Here is a 17,180-nt window from a genome sequence, read left to right on the forward strand (position 1 = left end):
CCTGAGGATTCACCGTGCTTGAGATATCGAACCTCTCCCACGTCTACGGCAGTGGACCCGGCGCCCATCACGCCATCGAGGGGCTGAATCTGAGCGTCGCAGAGGGCGAGCTGCTGTGCATCGTCGGCCCTTCCGGCGCGGGCAAGTCGACACTGCTGCGCTCCATCGCCGGCCTCATCCAGCCCACGGGCGGCGAGGTCCGCATCGAGGGCAAGCTGGTCAAGCAGACCCCCGACAACCTGGCGGTCGTCTTCCAGGACTACAGCCGCTCGCTCTTCCCCTGGATGTCCGTGGCCGACAACGTGGCTCTGCCGCTGCGCCGTAAGAAGATGGACAAACAACAGCGCAGGGCGGCCGCCCAGGAGGCGCTGGAGTCGGTGGGGCTGGCGGAGGCCGGCAAGAAGTACCCCTTCCAGCTGTCCGGCGGCATGCAGCAGCGGGTGGCCATCGCCAGGGCCCTGGCCTACCGGCCCGCGCTCATGCTGATGGACGAGCCGTTCGGCTCGGTCGACGCGCAGACCAGGGAGGACCTGGAGGACCTGGTCCTTCAGGTGCGCGGGCACCACAAGATGACCATCGTGCTGATCACCCACGACATCGACGAGAGCGTCTACGTCGGCGACAGGGTCGTCGTGCTGTCCAAGGCCCCCGCACACGTCGTCGGCGACCTGAAGGTCGAGCTGGCCTCGCCGCGCGACCAGATCACCACCCGCGAGCACTCCGACTTCGTCCACCTGCGCGCCGAGGTCGGACGCCTCGTGCGCGGCCTCGAGAGGACCCCTGCGTGAAACGAGCCGCCCTAGCTCTCGTTCTCCTGGTCAGCGGCGTGACCGCCTGCGGCGGCGGCGACGGCGGGGCGGCACAGGAGAAGACGACGCTGACCGTCGGCGTGGTCCCCGTGCCCTCCTCCGCGCCGCTGTTCATCGCCGAGAAGAACGGCTTGTTCAAGGCCGAGGGCCTGACGGTCAAGACCGAGATCATCCAGGCCCCTCAGGCGGTCATGCCGAAGATCCTCAACGGCAGCATGGACGCCTTCCTGACCAGCTACGTCTCGCTGCTGGCCATCAACGACTCCGGCGCCGCCAAGCTGAGGCTCTTCCAGCACGTGCAGACCGCCGCGCCCGGCATCGCCAGCGTCGTGGTGCCCAAGGACTCCCCCATCAGGACGGCGGCCGACCTCAAGGGCAAGACCGTCGGCGTCAACGTGCTCAGGGCGCTCGGCCAGACCGTCACGAACGCCCACCTGCAGCAGGCGGGGCTCAAGCCCGACGACGTGAAGTTCACCGCGGTGCCCTTCGCCGACCAGCTGACCGCTCTGTCGACCAAGAAGATCGACGCCGCGTGGCTGGTGGAGCCGTTCCTGACGGCCGCCAGGAAGGACCTCGGCGCGGTCGAGGTCATCGACACCACCTCGGGGCCGACGGCGGGCCTGCCGCTCGACGCGTGGGGCGTGTCGGAGGAGTGGCTGACCAAGAACCCCAAGACGGCCGCGGCCTTCCACCGCGCGCTGGCCAAGGCGCAGCAGATCGCCAGCGCCGACAGGAACGCCATCAACGCCGTCATCCCCACCTACACGCAGATCCCCGCGGCGGCGGCGTCGGCGATGAAGCTGGGCGAGTTCTCCGCCGAGGTCGACAAGGCCAGCTTCCAGAAGCTGGCCGACCTGCTGCACGGCTATGGCTATCTGAAGTCCAAGCCCGACGTCACCACCATGATCCCGTCCAAGATCGGATGATCAGAACGCTGGGGGTCCTCGGCTTCCTGCTCGTGCTGGAGGCCGCGGGACGCCTGGGACTCATCGAGGCGCTGCCTCCCGTGTCCGTGGTGCTCGTGACGGCCGCGGGCCTCGCGGCGGACGGCTCCTTCCTGTCCGACGTGGGAGCCACGCTGAGCGCCTGCGCGGCGGGCCTGCTGATCGCGGTGGTCACGGCCGTCCCCGCCGGGCTGCTGCTCGGCACGGTGCCCGCGGTCGAGCGGTCGGTGCGGCCGCTGGTGGAGTTCCTGCGGCCGATCCCCTCGCTGTCGCTCATCCCGCTGGCGATGTTCCTCTATACCGACAGCCACGACGCCAAGATCGCGCTGATCGTCTACACCTGCTCGTGGCCCCTGCTCATCAACACGATGTACGGCCTGGCCGACGTCGACCCGATCGCCAAGGACACCCTGCGCGGCTTCGGCTTCGGCCCCATGGCCGTGCTGTGGCGCGTCTCGCTGCCGAGCACCGCGCCGTTCATCGCGACGGGCGTGCGCATCGCGATCTCCGTGACCCTCATCGTGGCCGTCAGCGTGGAGCTCCTCGCCGGAGGCGGCGGCGGGATCGGCGCCTACCTGGTGCAGGCGGGCAGCGCCAACAGGGTGGACAGGATGCTCGCCGCCACCGTCTGGGCGGGAGCGCTCGGCCTCGCCGCCAACGCGCTGTTCACCGCGGCGGAGCGACGGCTGCTGCGCTGGAGGTGGGCCACATGATCAGGCGCCTGGCCTGGTACTGGCTGATCCCCGTCGCGGCGCTCGCGTGGGAGGTGGCCACCCGCTCCGCGGGAGCGGTCTACTTCCCTCCGCCCTCCACCATCCTGGCCAGGATGCGCGAGATGGCCGCGACCGAGGACGTCGCCGCCGACCTGGTGCCGAGCCTGGCCAGGCTGGCCGTCGGCTGGGCGCTGGCCGCCGCGGCGGGCGTCGCGCTCGGCGTGCTGCTCGGCCGCTCGCCGCTGCTGGCCAAGCTGGTGGAGCCGATAGTCCACTTCGGCAGGTCGGTGCCGCCCGCCGCCCTGCTGCCGGTGTTCCTGGTGTTCTTCAAGGTCGGCACCCCCATCCAGCTGGCCGCGATCGTCTACGGCGTGCTGTGGCCGGTGCTCGTCAACTCGATGGACGGCGCCCGCCACGTCGACACCCAGTACCTGGACACCGCCCAGGTCTTCCACCTGCCCCGCTGGCGGGTCGTGCTGGCCGCGGCGGCGCCGAAGATCTTCGCGGGGCTGCGGCTCAGCGTGGCGCTCGCGCTGATCATGATGGTGATCTCGGAGCTGTACGCCAGCAGCGAGGGCATCGGGCACCGGATGCGCGAGGCGGAGGGCAGCGTCGACATCCCCGCGATGTGGGCGGGCATCGTGCTGCTCGGCGTGCTCGGCGTGATGCTGAACGGGCTCTTCCTGGCGGTGGAGCGCAGGGCGCTCAGGTGGCATCGGGGCCGTACAGCCGCCTGATCGCCTCCTTCTGCCGCTCGGCGAACCACTGCCGCGACGGCGCGGACGAGGCCAGCCCGTTGGGGCGCTCGACGTCGTGCCAGCCGTACTCCTCGGCCCAGAGTGCGGGCTTCACCCTGGACAGCAGGTTGCCCATGCCAGGGCGGCGGCGGAAGCGGCGCAGCGCGGCCAGGTCGAGCTCGGCGGCGGCCACCAGCGACTCCCCCTGACCGGCCTGCGCCAGCGGACGGCCCTCGAAGTCGAGCACCTCCGAGCCCCCGCTGGTGGAGTCGCCCGGTATGGGCAGCCCCGCCAGGCCGCCGCTGTTGGCCGAGACCACGTAGGCGAGGTTCTCTATCGCCCTGGCCCGCCTGGCGATCGCCTTCGGCGTGAGCGAGGGAGAGGAGGCCTCGGAGGTCGGATGGCAGAAGACCTCCGCGCCCCTGAGCGCCAGCGCCCTGGCCAGCTCGGGGAAGAGGATCTCCTCCGAGGCGATCACCGCGAGGTTGCCGAGTTCGGTGCGGGCGACGGGCAGCACGGCGTCGAGCCCGTAGACGTCGAGGTAGCGTTCCCAGACGTCGTAGGGCGAGGGGGAGAACATCGAGTGCAGCCGCCGGTAGCGCAGCACGTCCTCGCCGGCGGGGCCGAGGATGACGGTGGCCTGGAAGAACAGCTCGGGGAAGTGCGGATCGCTCTCGTAGGCGTTGACGCACAGGTACACGTCCTGCGCCTTGGCGATCTCGGCCAGCGCCTGGTACTCGGGCCCGCCCGGCGCGACGGCCGCCCTGGCCCGCCACTCCTCGACGCTCTCGCCGAAGGGAAAGCCGGTCAGCACGTACTCGGGCAGGAGGACCAGCCGCAGGTCGGGCCCGATCCAGGCCTTGGCGGCCGCCGTCTGCGCGGCGATCGAGCCGATCGCCGCGCGCATGAGCGCGCGCGGGTCGGCCGCGCCGTTCACCGCCTGGGTGCGGACCTGCAGGGCCAGCGCCCGGTAGGCGCTCACCCGACTCGCTTCTCGTCGATCAGCGTGCGCCTGATGCACTCGCCTGACCTGATCCACTGCCACACCCTGCTTCGGGTGCCGCCGTCGTCGCTCAGCACGATCAGCTCGAACAGCTTGAGGTCCTCGCCCTCGGCCTTGTAGACCCAGTTGAGGTAGATCGTGGAGGCGTCGACCTCCCAGAACTCGCCGCTGATGCGCTCGGTGTCGAAGGCGCAGCGCCCGCCGCCGAGATAGGCGCCGGGGAACTCGTGCACCTCGCGCCTGCCGTCGTCCCAGGTGTACTCGTTGACCTGGTGGTAGGCGGCGTCGCCGACGATCGAGCAGGTGATGCGCGAGCGGTGCGAGTCGAGCACGCCGCCGTCGCGGCCGAGATGGAGGTAGGTGCCCTCCCACTCGCCTTCGTGCCTGGCCAGCAGCGGCATCTCCGCGCGAAGTCCCATCGCTACACGCTCCAGACGGATCGGGGTGACCTGTTCACCAGGTGGGCTCGGCGCCTGACGAAGCGGCCGATGGAGGCGGGGCCCATCCGCGAGCCGCCGAGGCCCGAGAGGTTGAAGGAGTCTTTCTCGCCCTCGTGGACGAAGGCGGTCAGCGCGGCGTCGTTGACGCTGACCGCGCCGGCTCTCAGCCTGGAGGCCACCGCCCTCGCCTCCTGCTCGGTGGCGGCGAAGACGGCGGCCGACAGGCCGTAGTCGGAGTCGTTGGCCAGCTCGACCGCCTCGTCGACGCCGTCGAACGGCATCACGGGCAGGATCGGGCCGAAGGTCTCCTCCGTCATCACCCGCATGGTGTGGTCCACGCCGGTCAGCACCGTGGGACGCAGCCAGTGCCACCCTTCGCGCCGCTCGATCTCACCGCCTGTGCGCACGACCGCTCCCCTGGCGACGGCGTCGGCCAGGTGCTCGGGGATGACGCCGGTCGTGACCAGGGGCCCCGCGGGAGCCTTCGCGGCCTTGGCCACCAGCAGGCGCAGGAAGTCGTCGAAGACCTCGCGGGCCACATAGACGCGTTCGATCGACTGGCAGGCCTGTCCCGCGTTGGCGGTGCCGCCGCGCAGGATCGCCGAGGAGGCACGGTCGAGGTCGGCTCCCGCCAGCACGATCGCGGGGTCCTTGCCGCCCAGTTCGAGGAAGGCGGGGATGAAGGCGCGGGCGGCCGCCTCGGCCACCTGCCTGCCTGTGGCGACGCTGCCGGTGAACACCACCGCGTCGACCAGACCCACCAGGGACCTGCCCGTCTCCGCGTCTCCCTCGACCACCCGCAGGGGCAGCTCGGCGGGGACCAGCCGCATGAGCGGCTCGACGAACCTGGGCGTCAGCTCGCTGGGCTTGACCAGCACCGCGCACCCCGCCGCCAGCGCGGGGACGGCGTCGATGAGGCCGAGCAGCAGCGGGAAGTTCCACGGGCTGATCACACCCACCAGCTCGTACGGCACCGCCTCGCCGCCCACCACGATGCCGGGCAGCGCCGAGGGCTCGTCGGGCCTGTCGGCCAGGAGGGCGGGAGCCTGCCGTACCCATCTGTCGACGGTGGCGGCCACGGCGCGCCGTTCGAGCTCGGACTCCGCGCGCCTGCCCGTGTCGGCGACCAGCGCTTCGAGCAGGTCCTCGTCACGCGCGACGGCCGCGCCGAAGGCGGTCAGCGCCCGGCCGCGGTCGGCCGCGCGCCAGGCCGCCGACCGCGAGCGCAGCGTATGGGCCGTCGCGGCCAGTTCCTCGGCCGACGGCGGCGACAGCGGCCGGTCTGGCTCACCTGGGAGCGGGTTCACCACCATGATCAGAGCCGACAATAGCCGCAGGGACGGCGGATCACCACCGGTTCTCTCGGGTCAGCGGCGCGGTCCCACGTGGCTCGTGAGAGCGTGCTCCACCAGAGTGATCAGCGTGCTCTTCACCGACTCGCGCGACCTGGCGTCCAGGCGCACGAGCGGGATGTGCGGCGAGAGGGTCAGCGCCTCCCTGATCTCCTCCTCCGCGTGGAGGTACTGGCCGTCCCAGCCGTTGATTCCGACCACGAACGGCAGCTTCGCCTCCTCGAAGTAGTCGATGGCGGGGAAGCTGTCGGCCAGCCTGCGGGTGTCGACCAGCACCACGGCGCCGATCGCGCCGCGCACCAGGTCGTCCCACATGAACCAGAACCGGTGCTGGCCCGGCGTGCCGAACAGGTACAGGATCAGGTCGCGGTCGAGCGAGACCCTGCCGAAGTCCATCGCCACCGTGGTGGTCGTCTTGTTCGGCGTGAGCGACACGTCGTCGATGTGCGCCGACGCGTCGGTCATGACCGCCTCGGTGGTGAGCGGCAGGATCTCCGACACCGCACCCACGAACGTCGTCTTGCCCACACCGAAGCCGCCAGCGACGACGATCTTCGTCGAGGTGAGGCCGCCTTCAACAGGGAACGTGCTCATCGGTCCGCCAGGTGAGGTTCGAGCCGGCTGAGGCAGGCGATGGCGGTCAATGTCGCGCATTTCCCGTTGACACTAGAGCCTACGAAGTCCACTGAGCACCCTTTCGAGCAGGTTGAGATCCGGCTTACCCGCTTCCAGCTGCGGCTGGTGCACGCGGATCAGGCCCTCGGACGCCATGTCCGCGATCAGCACCCGGGTGATGCCGAGCGGAACTCGTAAAAGGGCGGAGACTTCCGCTACCGATCTGACCGATCGGCACAACTGGATGATCGCTTGGTACTCCGGACTGAGGAGAGAGAGGTCGCGATGTTCGGAGGTCGCCGAGGAGACCAGCGCCTCCATCGCGAACTTCACCCGCGGCGCCGTGCGCCCTCCGGTCACGGCATACGGCCTGACCAGAGAGCTCGACCCCTGCGGGCGCGGGGCAGGTTGTCGCCCCTGATTGTTATCACCAGCCCAACCCTGATCTGTCACAGCCTTCTCCTGTCCCCCATCTCACATCCGACTAGCGAGGGCGTGTCGCCTGCAGCTCGGCGCGTACGGCAGGCGTGAGCACCTGTCCCGCACGCTCCACGAGCAGCGTCATCTGGTAGGCCACCAGACCCATGTCGCAGTCGGCGGCGGCGAGGACCGCCAGGCACGAACCATCACTGATGGACATGATCATCAAAAGGCCGCGCTGCATCTCGATCACCGTCTGGGTGACCATGCCGCCCTCGAAAACCCTGGCCGCCCCCTGGGTCAGGCTGATCACACCCGAGGCCACCGCGGCGAGCTGGTCGGCCCTGTCCTTGGGGAAGCCCTCGGAGTAGGCCAGTGGCAGACCGTCGGACGACACCACCACGGTGTGGGCCACACCTGGCACGTTGTTCACGAAGTCGGTGATCAGCCAGTTGACGCCCCTGGCGCCCTGACTCAGCTCTCTCATTGCTCCTCCTTGTTCTCGCGGGTGAACTCGCGGCCCTGCCTGACTCCCTGCTGGAAGCTGGACAGACGGCTGCGCACCCGGTCGGGCGAGATCGGTGCCGCCGGTTCTGGCGCGACGCTCTCCGCCGCGCTCGCCGTACCGGGGACCAGGTTGGCCTTCGGAACCCTGCGCGGCAGACCGGAGGCCGTGGTGCCGCCCTGGGCGGGCTCCGCGGCGGCGCGGGCCGCCTGGAAGCCGCTGTCGGCAGGAGAGGACCACGAGGGCGGGGTCGCCGGCGCGCTCTGGCCAGGCCTGCGCTGCGGCAGTCCCTGCGGACGCGCCTCACGCATGCTCTGCGCCTGCTGCTGACCGCGCGGGGCCTGCTCGGCCTGCTCCTCGGCCTGCGGCTGACGACGGGCGGCCGGCTGGGCCGGCGCCTCGTCCTTGGCGGCCTTCAGTTCCTCGGGGTCGGGTCTGCGGAACCAGTCGGAACCGACGGAGGAGAAGATCGGCAGGAACTCCTCGCCGTCCTCGTCCATGGGCGAGGTGCGCACGACGGGAAGCGGGCCTGTCATGTCGGGCTCCGGCAGCCCCATGAAGCCGCCCTGCGGCTCCTGGCCGACCCTGCCGAACGTCGCCGTGGAGTCCTGCGCGTGGAAGCCGGAGGTGTCGGAGGGCTCCCTGCGCGGGAGGTCCTGACCCGGCGCCTGCCTGGTCTCGAACTCGGGCGGGCGGCCGAAGGCGTCCATCGGCCTGGGCTCGGGCTCGGGCAGGCTCCTGGCGAACGGGTCGAAGGTCGGCTCGGCCTGACTCGGGGCGGCCGACGGCCACCCGCTGTCGGCGAAGCCGCTGTCCGAGAACCCGCTGTCGGAGAACCCGCTGTCGGAGTAACCACTGTCGGAGAACGCGCCCGCGGACGAGCCACCCCTGTCGGTGGGGAAGGCTCCGGTGGAGGAGCCACCCCTGTCGGCGGGGAACCCGGTGGACGAGCCGCCTCTGTCCGTGGGGAACGCTCCGGTGGAGGAGCCGCCCCTGTCGGTGGGGAACCCGCCGTCGGAGAAACCGCTGTCGGAGAAGCCGGCGTCGGAGAACCTGTCGCCGAACCCGCTGTCGGGGGCGCCGGCGAACCCGTTCACGGACGGCACGCCGCCGGCGGCGGGGCCGCCGTTGCTGGACGGGTTGCCGCCCTGCGTGCCGAAGGAGCGCTCCTCGTCCAGCGGAGGCCAGGCGGACTCGCCCTCGGCGGGAGGCAGCACCCCGGGCCACGGGGTGTGCATCGGCTCCTCGAAGGCCCGCACGTCCGGGGTGTCCATGCCGAACTGCGCCACGGGCGCCGCCAGCACGGGCGAGTCGAACGGGCTGTAGGAGCTCTGCGTCTGCTGGTAGGGGAAGCCGGTCTGCGCGGGAGCCGACGCGGACACCAGCAGGGTGTCGGGCAGCACCACCAGCGCGGTGACGCCACCGGTCGGCTGCGAGCGCAGCTGCACCTTGATGCCGTGGCGCAGGGCCAGGCGGCCGACCACGAACAGGCCCATGCGGCGCGAGACCGACACGTCCACGACCGGCGGGTTGGCAAGGCGCCAGTTGGCCTGCGCGACCTCGTCGGCGGTCATGCCGATGCCGAGGTCGACGACCGCGACCATGACGCCGCCCTCGGTGCGGTTGCTGGAGACGCTGACCTTGGTCTCGCGGGGCGAGAAGGAGATGGAGTTCTCGATCAGCTCGGCGAGCAGGTGGACGACGTCGGTGACGGCGGGGCCTGCCACCATGGTGCCGGTTGGCACCTGGATGTTGACCCGCTCGTACCCTTCGACCTCCGACAGGGAGGCGCGGGCGATGTCGACCAGCTCGACCGGCTCGGTCCACTTGCGCGCGGCCTCCTGGCCGGCGAGGACCAGGAGGTTCTCGCTGTTGCGGCGCATGCGGGTGGCCAGGTGGTCGAGCTTGAAGAGGTTGGACAGACGCTGCTCGTCCTCTTCGCCGTTCTCCAGGCCCTCGATGAGCGACAGCTGCCGCTCGACGAGGGTCTGGCTGCGGCGCGAGAGGTTGACGAACATCGCGTTGACGTTGGCGCGCAGCTTGGCCTCGTCGCCCGCCAGCCGTACGGCCTCGCGGTGGACCTCGTCGAAGGCCCTGGCCACTTCCCCGATCTCGTCGCGGGTGAGCACGCCGATGGAGGGGACCTCGGGGATGACGGCGCCGTCGCCCGACTCGCGCAGCGCGCGGACCGTGTCGGGCAGGCGGCTGCCCGCCACCTCCAGGGCCTCGGCGCGCAGCCTGCGCAGCGGGCGGACCAGCGAGCCGGCCACCCCGGTGGTGATCACCAGCACGAGCACCAGCAGGACGAGGATGACCGCGCCGGAGATGATGGCGTCGCGCTGCTCGGCGTCGCTCAGCACCCTGGTCTGGGCCACGATGGAGGCGGCCAGCTGGGTCTCGACCTTGCGCATGGCGTCGACGGTCTGCTCGGTGCTGTCGTACCAGAGCTGGAGGTCACGGCGCGAGGTGATGTCGAGGTCGCGGATCTGCTTGTACTCGCGCATCTGGGCCAGCGCGCGCTGGCGCATGGCGTCGGCGCGGTCGATCTCCTGACCCCTGACCGTCTTGCGGTAGAAGGCGAGGTCGTCGGCCGAGGCCTCGGTGTCGTAGACGGCGAGCTCGCCCTGCTGGGCGTTCCACGAGCCGAGGAAGTCCGACAGGTCGTCGTAGTCGAGGCTCCGCTCGATCTGCGCGACGAGCAGGATGACCTGCTGGCGGGAGACCTCCTCCTTGGCGCGCTCGATCGCGCCGAGCGCGGTGGCGTCACCGAGCAGGCGGTCGTTGTTGCCCGAGGCGATCAGCTCGCTCTGCAGCCCCTCCATGACGTCGATCATCGAGGTGAACGTTTTGATCGCCGCTCGGGCGGGCACGCTGTCGCTGTCGCCGGCGATCGAGTCGCGCAGGCCGTCGAGGCCGTTCAGCCATCGGCTGGCGTCGTCGACCTCCTGGCGCACGCGGGCGGAGTGCGCGTCGTCGATGGCCGTGGTGCTGGCGAGCACCTTCTTCTTCTCGGCGTCGACCACGTCGCGCTGGTTGCGCAGCGCCGCCAGGCGCCGCACGCGCCGGTTGTCGGCGATGTACCAGGCGGTGAGCGCCCGCTCCTTGCCCAGCTCGTGGGAGAGCGCGCCGAGCCGCTGCACGAGCTCGGCCACCTGGGTCAGGCGGCGGTACTCGGCGGCGGTGCCGATGGAGTTGGCCAGCTGGATCCCGGCGAGGAGGACGCCCACGACCGTGGGGATCAGGATGAGCAGGATGAGGCGCGATCGCACCCGCCAGTTGCCCAGCTGGAAACGACTGCCCGACCTGGGCTTCTTTCCTGTGTCCTCCCCCGGGGCGGCGTGCCGGGGGTTATCCGTCCTCACAGAGTCTCGCAACCTCTCGCCATACGTGCTCGAAAATCTCTGACACGCATGTGGCGCATGGGATTCCAGGAGCGATCGTAATTGGAACACAACCTGACCAGATCAGCGAACGAGACATACTCCGCTAAACACCCACAAACCTGGCTTTTTTCACCCATAACGCCGCATGCTGTTTAGGCCGGCCGGAACGAGTCCCGCTCGGCTGGAGCCGCGTGCTTGATCATGAGGTGACGGGTCACGGAGTACTCCTGGACCGCCTCCTGGCTCATGTCCTTGCCGAAGCCGCTGCCCTTGACGCCGCCGTGCGGAGCCTCGCTGGCGATCGGCAGATGATCGTTCACCCACGTCACCCCGACGTCCAACCGGTGCGAGACGCGCATGGCCCTGGCCACGTCCCTCGACCAGACCGAGGAGGCCAGGCCGTAGCGGGTGTCGTTGGCCAGCCTGACAGCCTCGTCCTCGCCGTCGAAGGGCAGCACGACAAGGACAGGACCGAAAAGCTCACCCTGGACGATCTCGCTGTCCTGCGCAGGACCCGCGACGAGGGTGGGCGGGTAGAAGAAGCCCGGCGCGTCGACGGGGGCGCCACCGAAGAGCACCTCCGCATCGGAACGGGACACGAAGCCGTGCACCCTGTCGCGGTGCGCGGCCGAGATCAGCGGCCCGATGTCCGTCGTGGGGTCCCACGGATCGCCGATCGTGATCTCCGCCAGCGTAGCGCGGATCGCCTCCACGGCGTCCGCGTACACCTGCCTGGCGACGTAGACGCGGGTGGCCGCGGTGCAGTCCTGGCCGGTGTTGTAGGTCGCGCCCATGGCCACACCGCGCGCGGTCTCGGCCAGGTCGGCGTCCTCGAACACCAGCGCGGGGGCCTTGCCGCCGAGCTCCAGGTGCACGCGCTTGAGGGTGCGCGCGGCCCCCGTCATCACGGCCCTTCCGGTCTCCGTGGAGCCCGTCACGCTCACCATGTCCACGCCGGGGTCGGTGACCAGCGCCTCCCCCACCTGGGCGTCACCCGTCACGACCTGCACGAGCCCCTCGGGCGCGCCCGCCTTGGCGATCAGCTCGGCCAGGCGCATGGTGGTGCGAGGGGTCTGCGGGGCCGGCTTGATGACCACCGCGTTGCCCGCCGCCAGCGCGGGGCCGAGCTTCCACACCGCCATCACGAAGGGGAAGTTCCACGGCGCGATCGAACCCACCACACCGACGGGACGGCGCAGCAGCACGGAGGTGTAGCCCGCGCTGAACACCCCGGCGCCGCTGCCGTCGAGCGAGCGAGCGGCCCCCGCGAAGAAGCGCAGGTTGTCGGCGGCGAAGGGCAGCTCACCGTCCCTGAAGACGGCGGCGGGCTTGCCCGTCTCCTCCACCTCGAGCCTGGTCAGCTCCTCGGCGTCGGCCTCCACCAGGTCCGCGAGGCGCAGCAGCACCCTGGCCCTGTCGGCCGGCGTGGTCTGCGACCACTCCTCGAAGGCCTGCCTGGCCCTGCGTACGGCGGCCGTCACCTCGGCGACGGGCGTGTCGGGCACCTCGGCGAACGGCTGGCCGGTGGCGGGGTTGATCAGTTGGCGCATGGTGTCTTTCCTCGGAAACGATCGGGTCGGTCGCCTGCCGTGACGGCGGCGACCAGGCCGTGGGGGAGCGTGTGCGGCGCTCCCCCTGGCTTCTACTGGCCGAGCTGCTCGATCAGGTCGGCGGCCTTGCGCAGGCCGTCGCGACGGCGGATCTCCTCGCCCGCCTCGGCCAGCTTCGCGCGCAGCGGCGCGTCACCCAGCAGCCTGTCGAGGGCGCCGGTGAGCTCCTCGTCGGTGAAGGTGTAGGTGGACAGGCGCACGCCGTACCCCAGCTCGGCCACGCGCTGGGCGTTGTCGTACTGGTCCCAGAACAGCGGCAGCAGGATCATCGGCTTGCCGAAGTGCATCGCCTCGGTGGTGGTGTTGTTGCCACCGTGCGTGATGACCAGGTCCACCTGAGGAATGATCTTAGTCTGCGGCAGGAACTCCGCGCCCCACATGTTGTCGGCGAGCTTGATCTCCTCGTGCAGCGGGCCCTTGGAGACGATGAAGCGGTGCGGGGTGGTGGCCAGCACGTCGATCACGCGCTGCATGAGCTCCACGTCCGCCGAGCCGAGCGAGCCGAGCGAGAAGTAGACCAGCGCGCCCTCGCCCTTGGCGAAGGGCAGCTCGAACTCCTCGTCGGTCTCGCGGACGGAGGAGTCGAGGCGGTGCCAGCTCGGGCCGAGCGGACGGGCGTCGGTGTAGTCGAGCAGCTCGGGGTAGACGTAGAGGTTGAGATCGCCCTCGTGGATGAAGTCGAGGTCGGGCAGCGGCTCGGTGCCCTGCTCGACGCACCACTCGTTGAAGGCGGTCCAGATCTCGCGGTGGGTGCGGTCGTACTCGGCGCGGAAGGTGTCCCACTCGGAGGGGTCGTCGGCGGGCAGGCCGGAGAAGACCGGCGCCACCTGAGGACCGCGCACCTCCAGCGGGTTGCAGGAGACGATCCTCACGAACTTCTTGCCCGCGGTCAGCAGCGCGGGGAAGGTGATCACGTTGTCCTCGACGATGATGTCGGGCCGCACCCTGTCGATGATCGCCTTGAGCTGCGGCTCGCAGTACTTCACGCCGTCGATGAGCGCGTCCCAGATCGGCTTGGTGACGGTCTCGAGCTGCTCCTGGGTGCTCTTGCGGTACTCAGGGGCGGTGTCGCGGATGAAGTCCTTCCAGAACTGACCCGCGTCCTGCTCCTCCTCGGCCGGAGGGGCGAGGTCGACCAGGTCCTCCTCGAAGCCCAGCGCCTCGAGCTTGCCCTTCCATGACGCTTCAGCCGCGAAGACCACACGGTGTCCGCGACGGCGCAGGATGTCGCCGATGCCGATGCTGTTGTTCGTCGGGCCGTACGCGCTTTCAGGCATGAACAGGATGGTGAGAGACATCATCTACTCCGGGAGGAACGCTCAGTTGAATTGCGATTCAAATACTGATCTAGCGGGAGAGTCAACTTCAAGGCAGTATGTGCCCGGTTGACCTTAATGACACGATAGAAACGGGGAGCCTGGTGACCGCGCGCAAGAGCCGCTCGGACCGGCGCATCGACCTCATCGAGGCCGCGCGCAGGGCCATCGTCCGCCACGGCATCGACGGGGTGCACCTGGCCCACGTGGCGGAGGAGGCGGGGCTGACCTCCGGCGCGGTGCTCTACCACTACCCCGACCTCAGCGAGCTGCTGGTCGAGGCGCACCACGCCAGCGTGGAGCGCTTCTACGAGCACCGCATGCGCCAGATCTCGACGATCAGCGACCCTGCCCGCAAGCTGGTGACGACGATCCGCTCCGGGCTGCCCACCGGGCCGCTCGATCCCGACGTGCGCCTGCTCAACGAGCTGGGAGGGGCGGCGGGCCGCAACCGTATCTACGGCCTGCTGCTCACCACCCTCTTCGACCGCCAGGTGTCGATGTACCAGGCGATCCTGGACACGGGACAGGCGCTGGGCGTCTTCGACCTGACGACCGAGTCCCTGACGATCTCGCGCAACCTGGTGGCGCTGGAGGACGCCTACGGCTACCGCATCACCGCCAGGCACCCGCTCATCGGCCCGGAGGAGGCCGCCGAGCTCATACTCGACTACGCCCGCACGGCCACGGGCTGCGACCTGTCTCACTGAATCAGCACCGCGTCGGCGCTGTCCCAGCCGAGCCTGACCTGAGCGCCCGCCTCGACCTTCGCGGCACCCTGCTGGGCGACCAGGACGGGCTTGTCCCTGCCCGGCACGGTGACCGCGATGTGCGAGATCCCGCCGTAGAAGCTGACGTCCAGCACGGTGCCGAGCAGGCCGCGATCGGTGAGCCTGACGTTCTCCGGCCTGACGGCCAGCAGCGCGTCGACCCCCGCCACCTCGGCACCCTCACCCGGCAGCACGCCGAGCTCGGGGACGTCGAGGCCGCCCGGCACCACGGTGCCCTCGAAGAGGTTGTTGGCGCCGACGAAGTCGGCCACGAACGGCGTGCGGGGCCGCTCGTACAGGGTGACGGGCTCGTCCACCTGCCGCACCTGCCCCTTTTCGAAGACGGCGATGCGGTCGGCCAGCGACATGGCCTCCTCCTGGTCGTGGGTGACCACGACGAAGGTGATGCCGACCTCGTGCTGCAGCCGCTTGAGTTCCAGCTGCATGCCCGCCCGCACCTTCTTGTCCAGCGCCGACAGCGGCTCGTCGAGCAGCAGCAGGCGCGGGCGCTTGACGATCGCGCGGGCCAGGGCGACGCGCTGGCGCTGGCCGCCCGACAGCTGGGACGGCTTGCGCCCGGCCATCTCGGCCAGGCCGACGGTCTCGAGCACCTCCTCGACCCGCTGCTTGACCTCGGCCCTGCCGAGCTTCTCCTGCTGCAGGCCGTAGGCGATGTTCTTGGCCACGCTCATGTGCGGGAACAGCGCGTACGACTGGAACATCAGGTTGATCGGCCGCCTGTTCGGCTGCATCGACAGCAGGTCGTCGCCGTCGAGCGTGACGGTGCCCGCGTCGGGCGTCTCGAACCCGGCCAGAATCCGCAGCAGCGTGGTCTTCCCGCAGCCCGAGGGGCCGAGCAGGGCGAAGAACTCGCCCTGCCCGATCTCCAGCGAGACGTTGTCGAGCGCGGTGACGTCACCGAACCTGCGGGTGACGCCGTCAATCTTGAGCACGAAACTCCCCGATCTTCGTCATGCGCTGGGCGACGATCACCACGGTGAAGCTCACCAGCAGCAGGATCGACGCGAGCGCGTTGATCTCCGGGGTCACCCCGAACCTGATCATTGAGTAGATGACGATGGGCAGCGTCGGCTCGGTCGGCGCCGCCGTGAAGAACGCGATGACGAACTCGTCGATCGACAGGGTGAAGGCCAGCAGCGCGCCTGCCACGATGCCGGGCGCGAGCTGCGGCAGCGTCACCCTGACGAAGGTGGTGACGGGTCCCGCCCCGAGGTCGCGTGAGGCCTCCTCCAGCGAGGAGTCTGCGTGGGCCAGCCTGGTGCGCACGACCGCCGCCACGAAGGCCATGCCGAACAGCGCGTGCGACAGGATCACCGAGTGCAGGCCGAGGCTGAACTGCACCACGTCGTAGAAGACCAGCAGCCCGATCGCCAGCACGAGGTCGGGCAGGATCGCCGGCATCAGCCCGAGCGCGTCGAGCAGCTTGGAGCGGGTGTGCCTGGCCAGGCCCACGGCGAGCAGGGTGCCGAGGACCGTGGCGAGCACGGTCGATCCCCCCGCCACGATGAGGGTGTTGACCAGGCCCTCCATCACCTTGTCGTCCTCGGCGAGCACGCCGTACCACTTGAGGCTGAAGCCCTCGTGGAGGTAGGGCGACTTGCCCTCGTTGAAGGACATCACGACGAGGACGGCGATCGGCGCGTAGAGGAAGACGTAGGTCAGCCAGAACGGCACGTAGAGGAAGCGCGGCCTACCCACGGCGGCTCACCCACGACTGGATCACCAGGAGCACGATCAGGACCAGGATGACGGCCAGCGCCAGCGTCGAGCCGAAGGGCCAGTCACGCGACTTGAGGAACTCGGCGCGGATCAGGGTGCCGACCGTGGCCGTGCGTCCTCCTCCGAGGATCTCGGGGATGACGAAGTTGCCGAAGCTGGGCACGAAGACGAACAGGCAGCCGGTGGCCACGCCGGGCAGCGTCAGCGGCAGCGTGACCCTGCGGAAGGTCGTGAAGGCCGAGGCGCCCAGATTGGCCGAGGCCTCCCGCAGCTGCGGGTCGAGCTTCTCGATCGCCGCGTACAGCGGCAGCACCATCAGCGGCAGGTAGGAGTAGAGCAGCCCCGTGACGATCGCCCCGTGGTTGTACAGGAGCTCCATCTGCGTGCCCAGAGCCGAGTTGATGAGGCCGGGCCCGCTCAGCAGGATCGTCCACGCGTAGACCCTGATGATGAAGTTGGTCCAGAACGGCAGCACGATCGCGACCAGCGCGACGGTCTTCCACGTACGCGGCAGCCTGGCGATCAGGTACGCCGTGGGGTAGCCGAGCAGGAGCGCGAACACCGTGGTCAGCGTGGCCAGCTTGATCGACGTCAGGACGACGTCGAGGTAGAGCGGGTCGAACAGACGGCTGAAGTTCTCCGTCGTGAACTCGTAGACGATGCCGCCGAAGCGGCCGCGCCTGAAGACGGTGTAGCTGAGGATCAGCGCGAGGGGCACCAGCAGGAGCACCGCCAGATAGGCGACGCCCGGGCCCAGGAACACGAACGCGCCCAGCCGGCGCCCCCATCGAGGGGACACCGGCCGGGGCTTGCCGACGACTTT

17 protein-coding genes are annotated in these 17,180 nt (G+C 69.9%); 5 read left to right on the plus strand and 12 right to left on the minus strand.

From position 1 onward, the window contains the following. The first annotated feature begins 14 nt into the window (after positions 1–14). The 4 genes from ABFX50_RS31615 to ABFX50_RS31630 are packed head-to-tail and all read left to right on the plus strand — an operon-like array spanning position 15 to position 3,203. A complete protein-coding gene (locus ABFX50_RS31615; protein ID WP_183648740.1) occupies positions 15–788 on the plus strand; it encodes an ABC transporter ATP-binding protein in 774 nt (257 codons plus the stop codon). Beyond that, a complete protein-coding gene (locus tag ABFX50_RS31620; protein ID WP_346151462.1) occupies positions 785–1,735 on the plus strand; it encodes an ABC transporter substrate-binding protein in 951 nt (316 codons plus the stop codon). Before ABFX50_RS31615 ends, ABFX50_RS31620 begins: the two co-directional genes overlap by 4 nt. Next, entirely contained in the window at positions 1,732–2,466 is a 735-nt protein-coding gene (locus ABFX50_RS31625; protein WP_346151464.1) for an ABC transporter permease, read from the plus strand. The genes ABFX50_RS31620 and ABFX50_RS31625 overlap by 4 nt, the downstream gene beginning before the upstream one ends. Continuing rightward, complete coding sequence (locus ABFX50_RS31630; protein ID WP_346151466.1) at positions 2,463–3,203, plus strand: ABC transporter permease; 741 nt, start codon at positions 2,463–2,465, stop codon at positions 3,201–3,203. Before ABFX50_RS31625 ends, ABFX50_RS31630 begins: the two co-directional genes overlap by 4 nt. Here ABFX50_RS31630 and ABFX50_RS31635 read toward each other — a convergent pair. The 9 genes from ABFX50_RS31635 to ABFX50_RS31675 form a co-directional block, all read right to left on the minus strand. After that, on the minus strand, positions 3,172–4,185 hold the full coding sequence (locus ABFX50_RS31635) for a nitrilase-related carbon-nitrogen hydrolase (RefSeq protein ID WP_346151468.1): 1,014 nt from the start codon (positions 4,183–4,185) through the stop codon (positions 3,172–3,174). The two genes, ABFX50_RS31630 and ABFX50_RS31635, sit on opposite strands and share 32 nt — an antisense overlap. After that, entirely contained in the window at positions 4,182–4,625 is a 444-nt protein-coding gene (locus tag ABFX50_RS31640; protein ID WP_183648751.1) for a DUF3598 domain-containing protein, read from the minus strand. The genes ABFX50_RS31635 and ABFX50_RS31640 overlap by 4 nt, the downstream gene beginning before the upstream one ends. A gap of 2 nt (positions 4,626–4,627) precedes the next feature. Continuing rightward, positions 4,628–5,959, minus strand: a complete 1,332-nt coding sequence (locus ABFX50_RS31645) for an aldehyde dehydrogenase family protein (RefSeq protein WP_346151470.1) — start codon at positions 5,957–5,959, stop codon at positions 4,628–4,630. 54 nt (positions 5,960–6,013) lie between these two features. Beyond that, on the minus strand, positions 6,014–6,592 hold the full coding sequence (locus ABFX50_RS31650) for a GTP-binding protein (protein ID WP_183648757.1): 579 nt from the start codon (positions 6,590–6,592) through the stop codon (positions 6,014–6,016). A gap of 72 nt (positions 6,593–6,664) precedes the next feature. Beyond that, a complete protein-coding gene (locus tag ABFX50_RS31655; protein WP_221241885.1) occupies positions 6,665–6,991 on the minus strand; it encodes a DUF742 domain-containing protein in 327 nt (108 codons plus the stop codon). A gap of 106 nt (positions 6,992–7,097) precedes the next feature. After that, positions 7,098–7,520: a roadblock/LC7 domain-containing protein gene (locus ABFX50_RS31660; RefSeq protein ID WP_183648763.1), complete on the minus strand. Its 423-nt coding sequence runs from the start codon at positions 7,518–7,520 to the stop codon at positions 7,098–7,100. After that, a complete protein-coding gene (locus ABFX50_RS31665) occupies positions 7,517–10,900 on the minus strand; it encodes a sensor histidine kinase (RefSeq protein ID WP_346151473.1) in 3,384 nt (1,127 codons plus the stop codon). The genes ABFX50_RS31660 and ABFX50_RS31665 overlap by 4 nt, the downstream gene beginning before the upstream one ends. Before the next feature lie 173 nt (positions 10,901–11,073). Continuing rightward, on the minus strand, positions 11,074–12,471 hold the full coding sequence (locus ABFX50_RS31670) for an aminobutyraldehyde dehydrogenase (protein ID WP_346151475.1): 1,398 nt from the start codon (positions 12,469–12,471) through the stop codon (positions 11,074–11,076). A 92-nt stretch (positions 12,472–12,563) separates the two neighbouring features. Continuing rightward, complete coding sequence (locus ABFX50_RS31675) at positions 12,564–13,808, minus strand: glycosyltransferase (protein WP_346151477.1); 1,245 nt, start codon at positions 13,806–13,808, stop codon at positions 12,564–12,566. A 143-nt stretch (positions 13,809–13,951) separates the two neighbouring features. Here ABFX50_RS31675 and ABFX50_RS31680 point away from each other — a divergent pair, with 143 nt between their 5' ends. Beyond that, a complete protein-coding gene (locus tag ABFX50_RS31680) occupies positions 13,952–14,557 on the plus strand; it encodes a TetR/AcrR family transcriptional regulator (RefSeq protein WP_346151479.1) in 606 nt (201 codons plus the stop codon). On the opposite strand, the gene ABFX50_RS31685 is transcribed toward ABFX50_RS31680, so the two are convergent. From ABFX50_RS31685 to ABFX50_RS31695, 3 genes are read right to left on the minus strand one after another with little or no spacing between them, the layout of a single operon-like run. Further along, positions 14,551–15,570, minus strand: a complete 1,020-nt coding sequence (locus ABFX50_RS31685; RefSeq protein WP_183648778.1) for an ABC transporter ATP-binding protein — start codon at positions 15,568–15,570, stop codon at positions 14,551–14,553. The two genes, ABFX50_RS31680 and ABFX50_RS31685, sit on opposite strands and share 7 nt — an antisense overlap. Beyond that, positions 15,557–16,336: an ABC transporter permease gene (locus tag ABFX50_RS31690; RefSeq protein WP_312895589.1), complete on the minus strand. Its 780-nt coding sequence runs from the start codon at positions 16,334–16,336 to the stop codon at positions 15,557–15,559. Before ABFX50_RS31690 ends, ABFX50_RS31685 begins: the two co-directional genes overlap by 14 nt. Continuing rightward, positions 16,329–17,156, minus strand: a complete 828-nt coding sequence (locus tag ABFX50_RS31695; protein WP_312895590.1) for an ABC transporter permease — start codon at positions 17,154–17,156, stop codon at positions 16,329–16,331. The genes ABFX50_RS31690 and ABFX50_RS31695 overlap by 8 nt, the downstream gene beginning before the upstream one ends. Positions 17,157–17,180: the final 24 nt, after the last annotated feature.

Source organism: Nonomuraea recticatena (assembly GCF_039533245.1).
In the GTDB taxonomy this organism is placed as follows: domain Bacteria; phylum Actinomycetota; class Actinomycetes; order Streptosporangiales; family Streptosporangiaceae; genus Nonomuraea; species Nonomuraea roseola.

Coding starts and splice junctions, on each gene's coding strand:
- ABFX50_RS31625 (WP_346151464.1), top strand. CDS start 1,732: ATGATCAGAACGCTGGGGGTCCTCGGCTTCCTGCTCGTGCTGGAGGCC.
- ABFX50_RS31630 (WP_346151466.1), top strand. CDS start 2,463: ATGATCAGGCGCCTGGCCTGGTACTGGCTGATCCCCGTCGCGGCGCTC.
- ABFX50_RS31640 (WP_183648751.1), bottom strand. CDS start 4,625: ATGGGACTTCGCGCGGAGATGCCGCTGCTGGCCAGGCACGAAGGCGAG.
- ABFX50_RS31645 (WP_346151470.1), bottom strand. CDS start 5,959: ATGGTGGTGAACCCGCTCCCAGGTGAGCCAGACCGGCCGCTGTCGCCG.
- ABFX50_RS31650 (WP_183648757.1), bottom strand. CDS start 6,592: ATGAGCACGTTCCCTGTTGAAGGCGGCCTCACCTCGACGAAGATCGTC.
- ABFX50_RS31660 (WP_183648763.1), bottom strand. CDS start 7,520: ATGAGAGAGCTGAGTCAGGGCGCCAGGGGCGTCAACTGGCTGATCACC.
- ABFX50_RS31670 (WP_346151475.1), bottom strand. CDS start 12,471: ATGCGCCAACTGATCAACCCCGCCACCGGCCAGCCGTTCGCCGAGGTG.
- ABFX50_RS31675 (WP_346151477.1), bottom strand. CDS start 13,808: ATGCCTGAAAGCGCGTACGGCCCGACGAACAACAGCATCGGCATCGGC.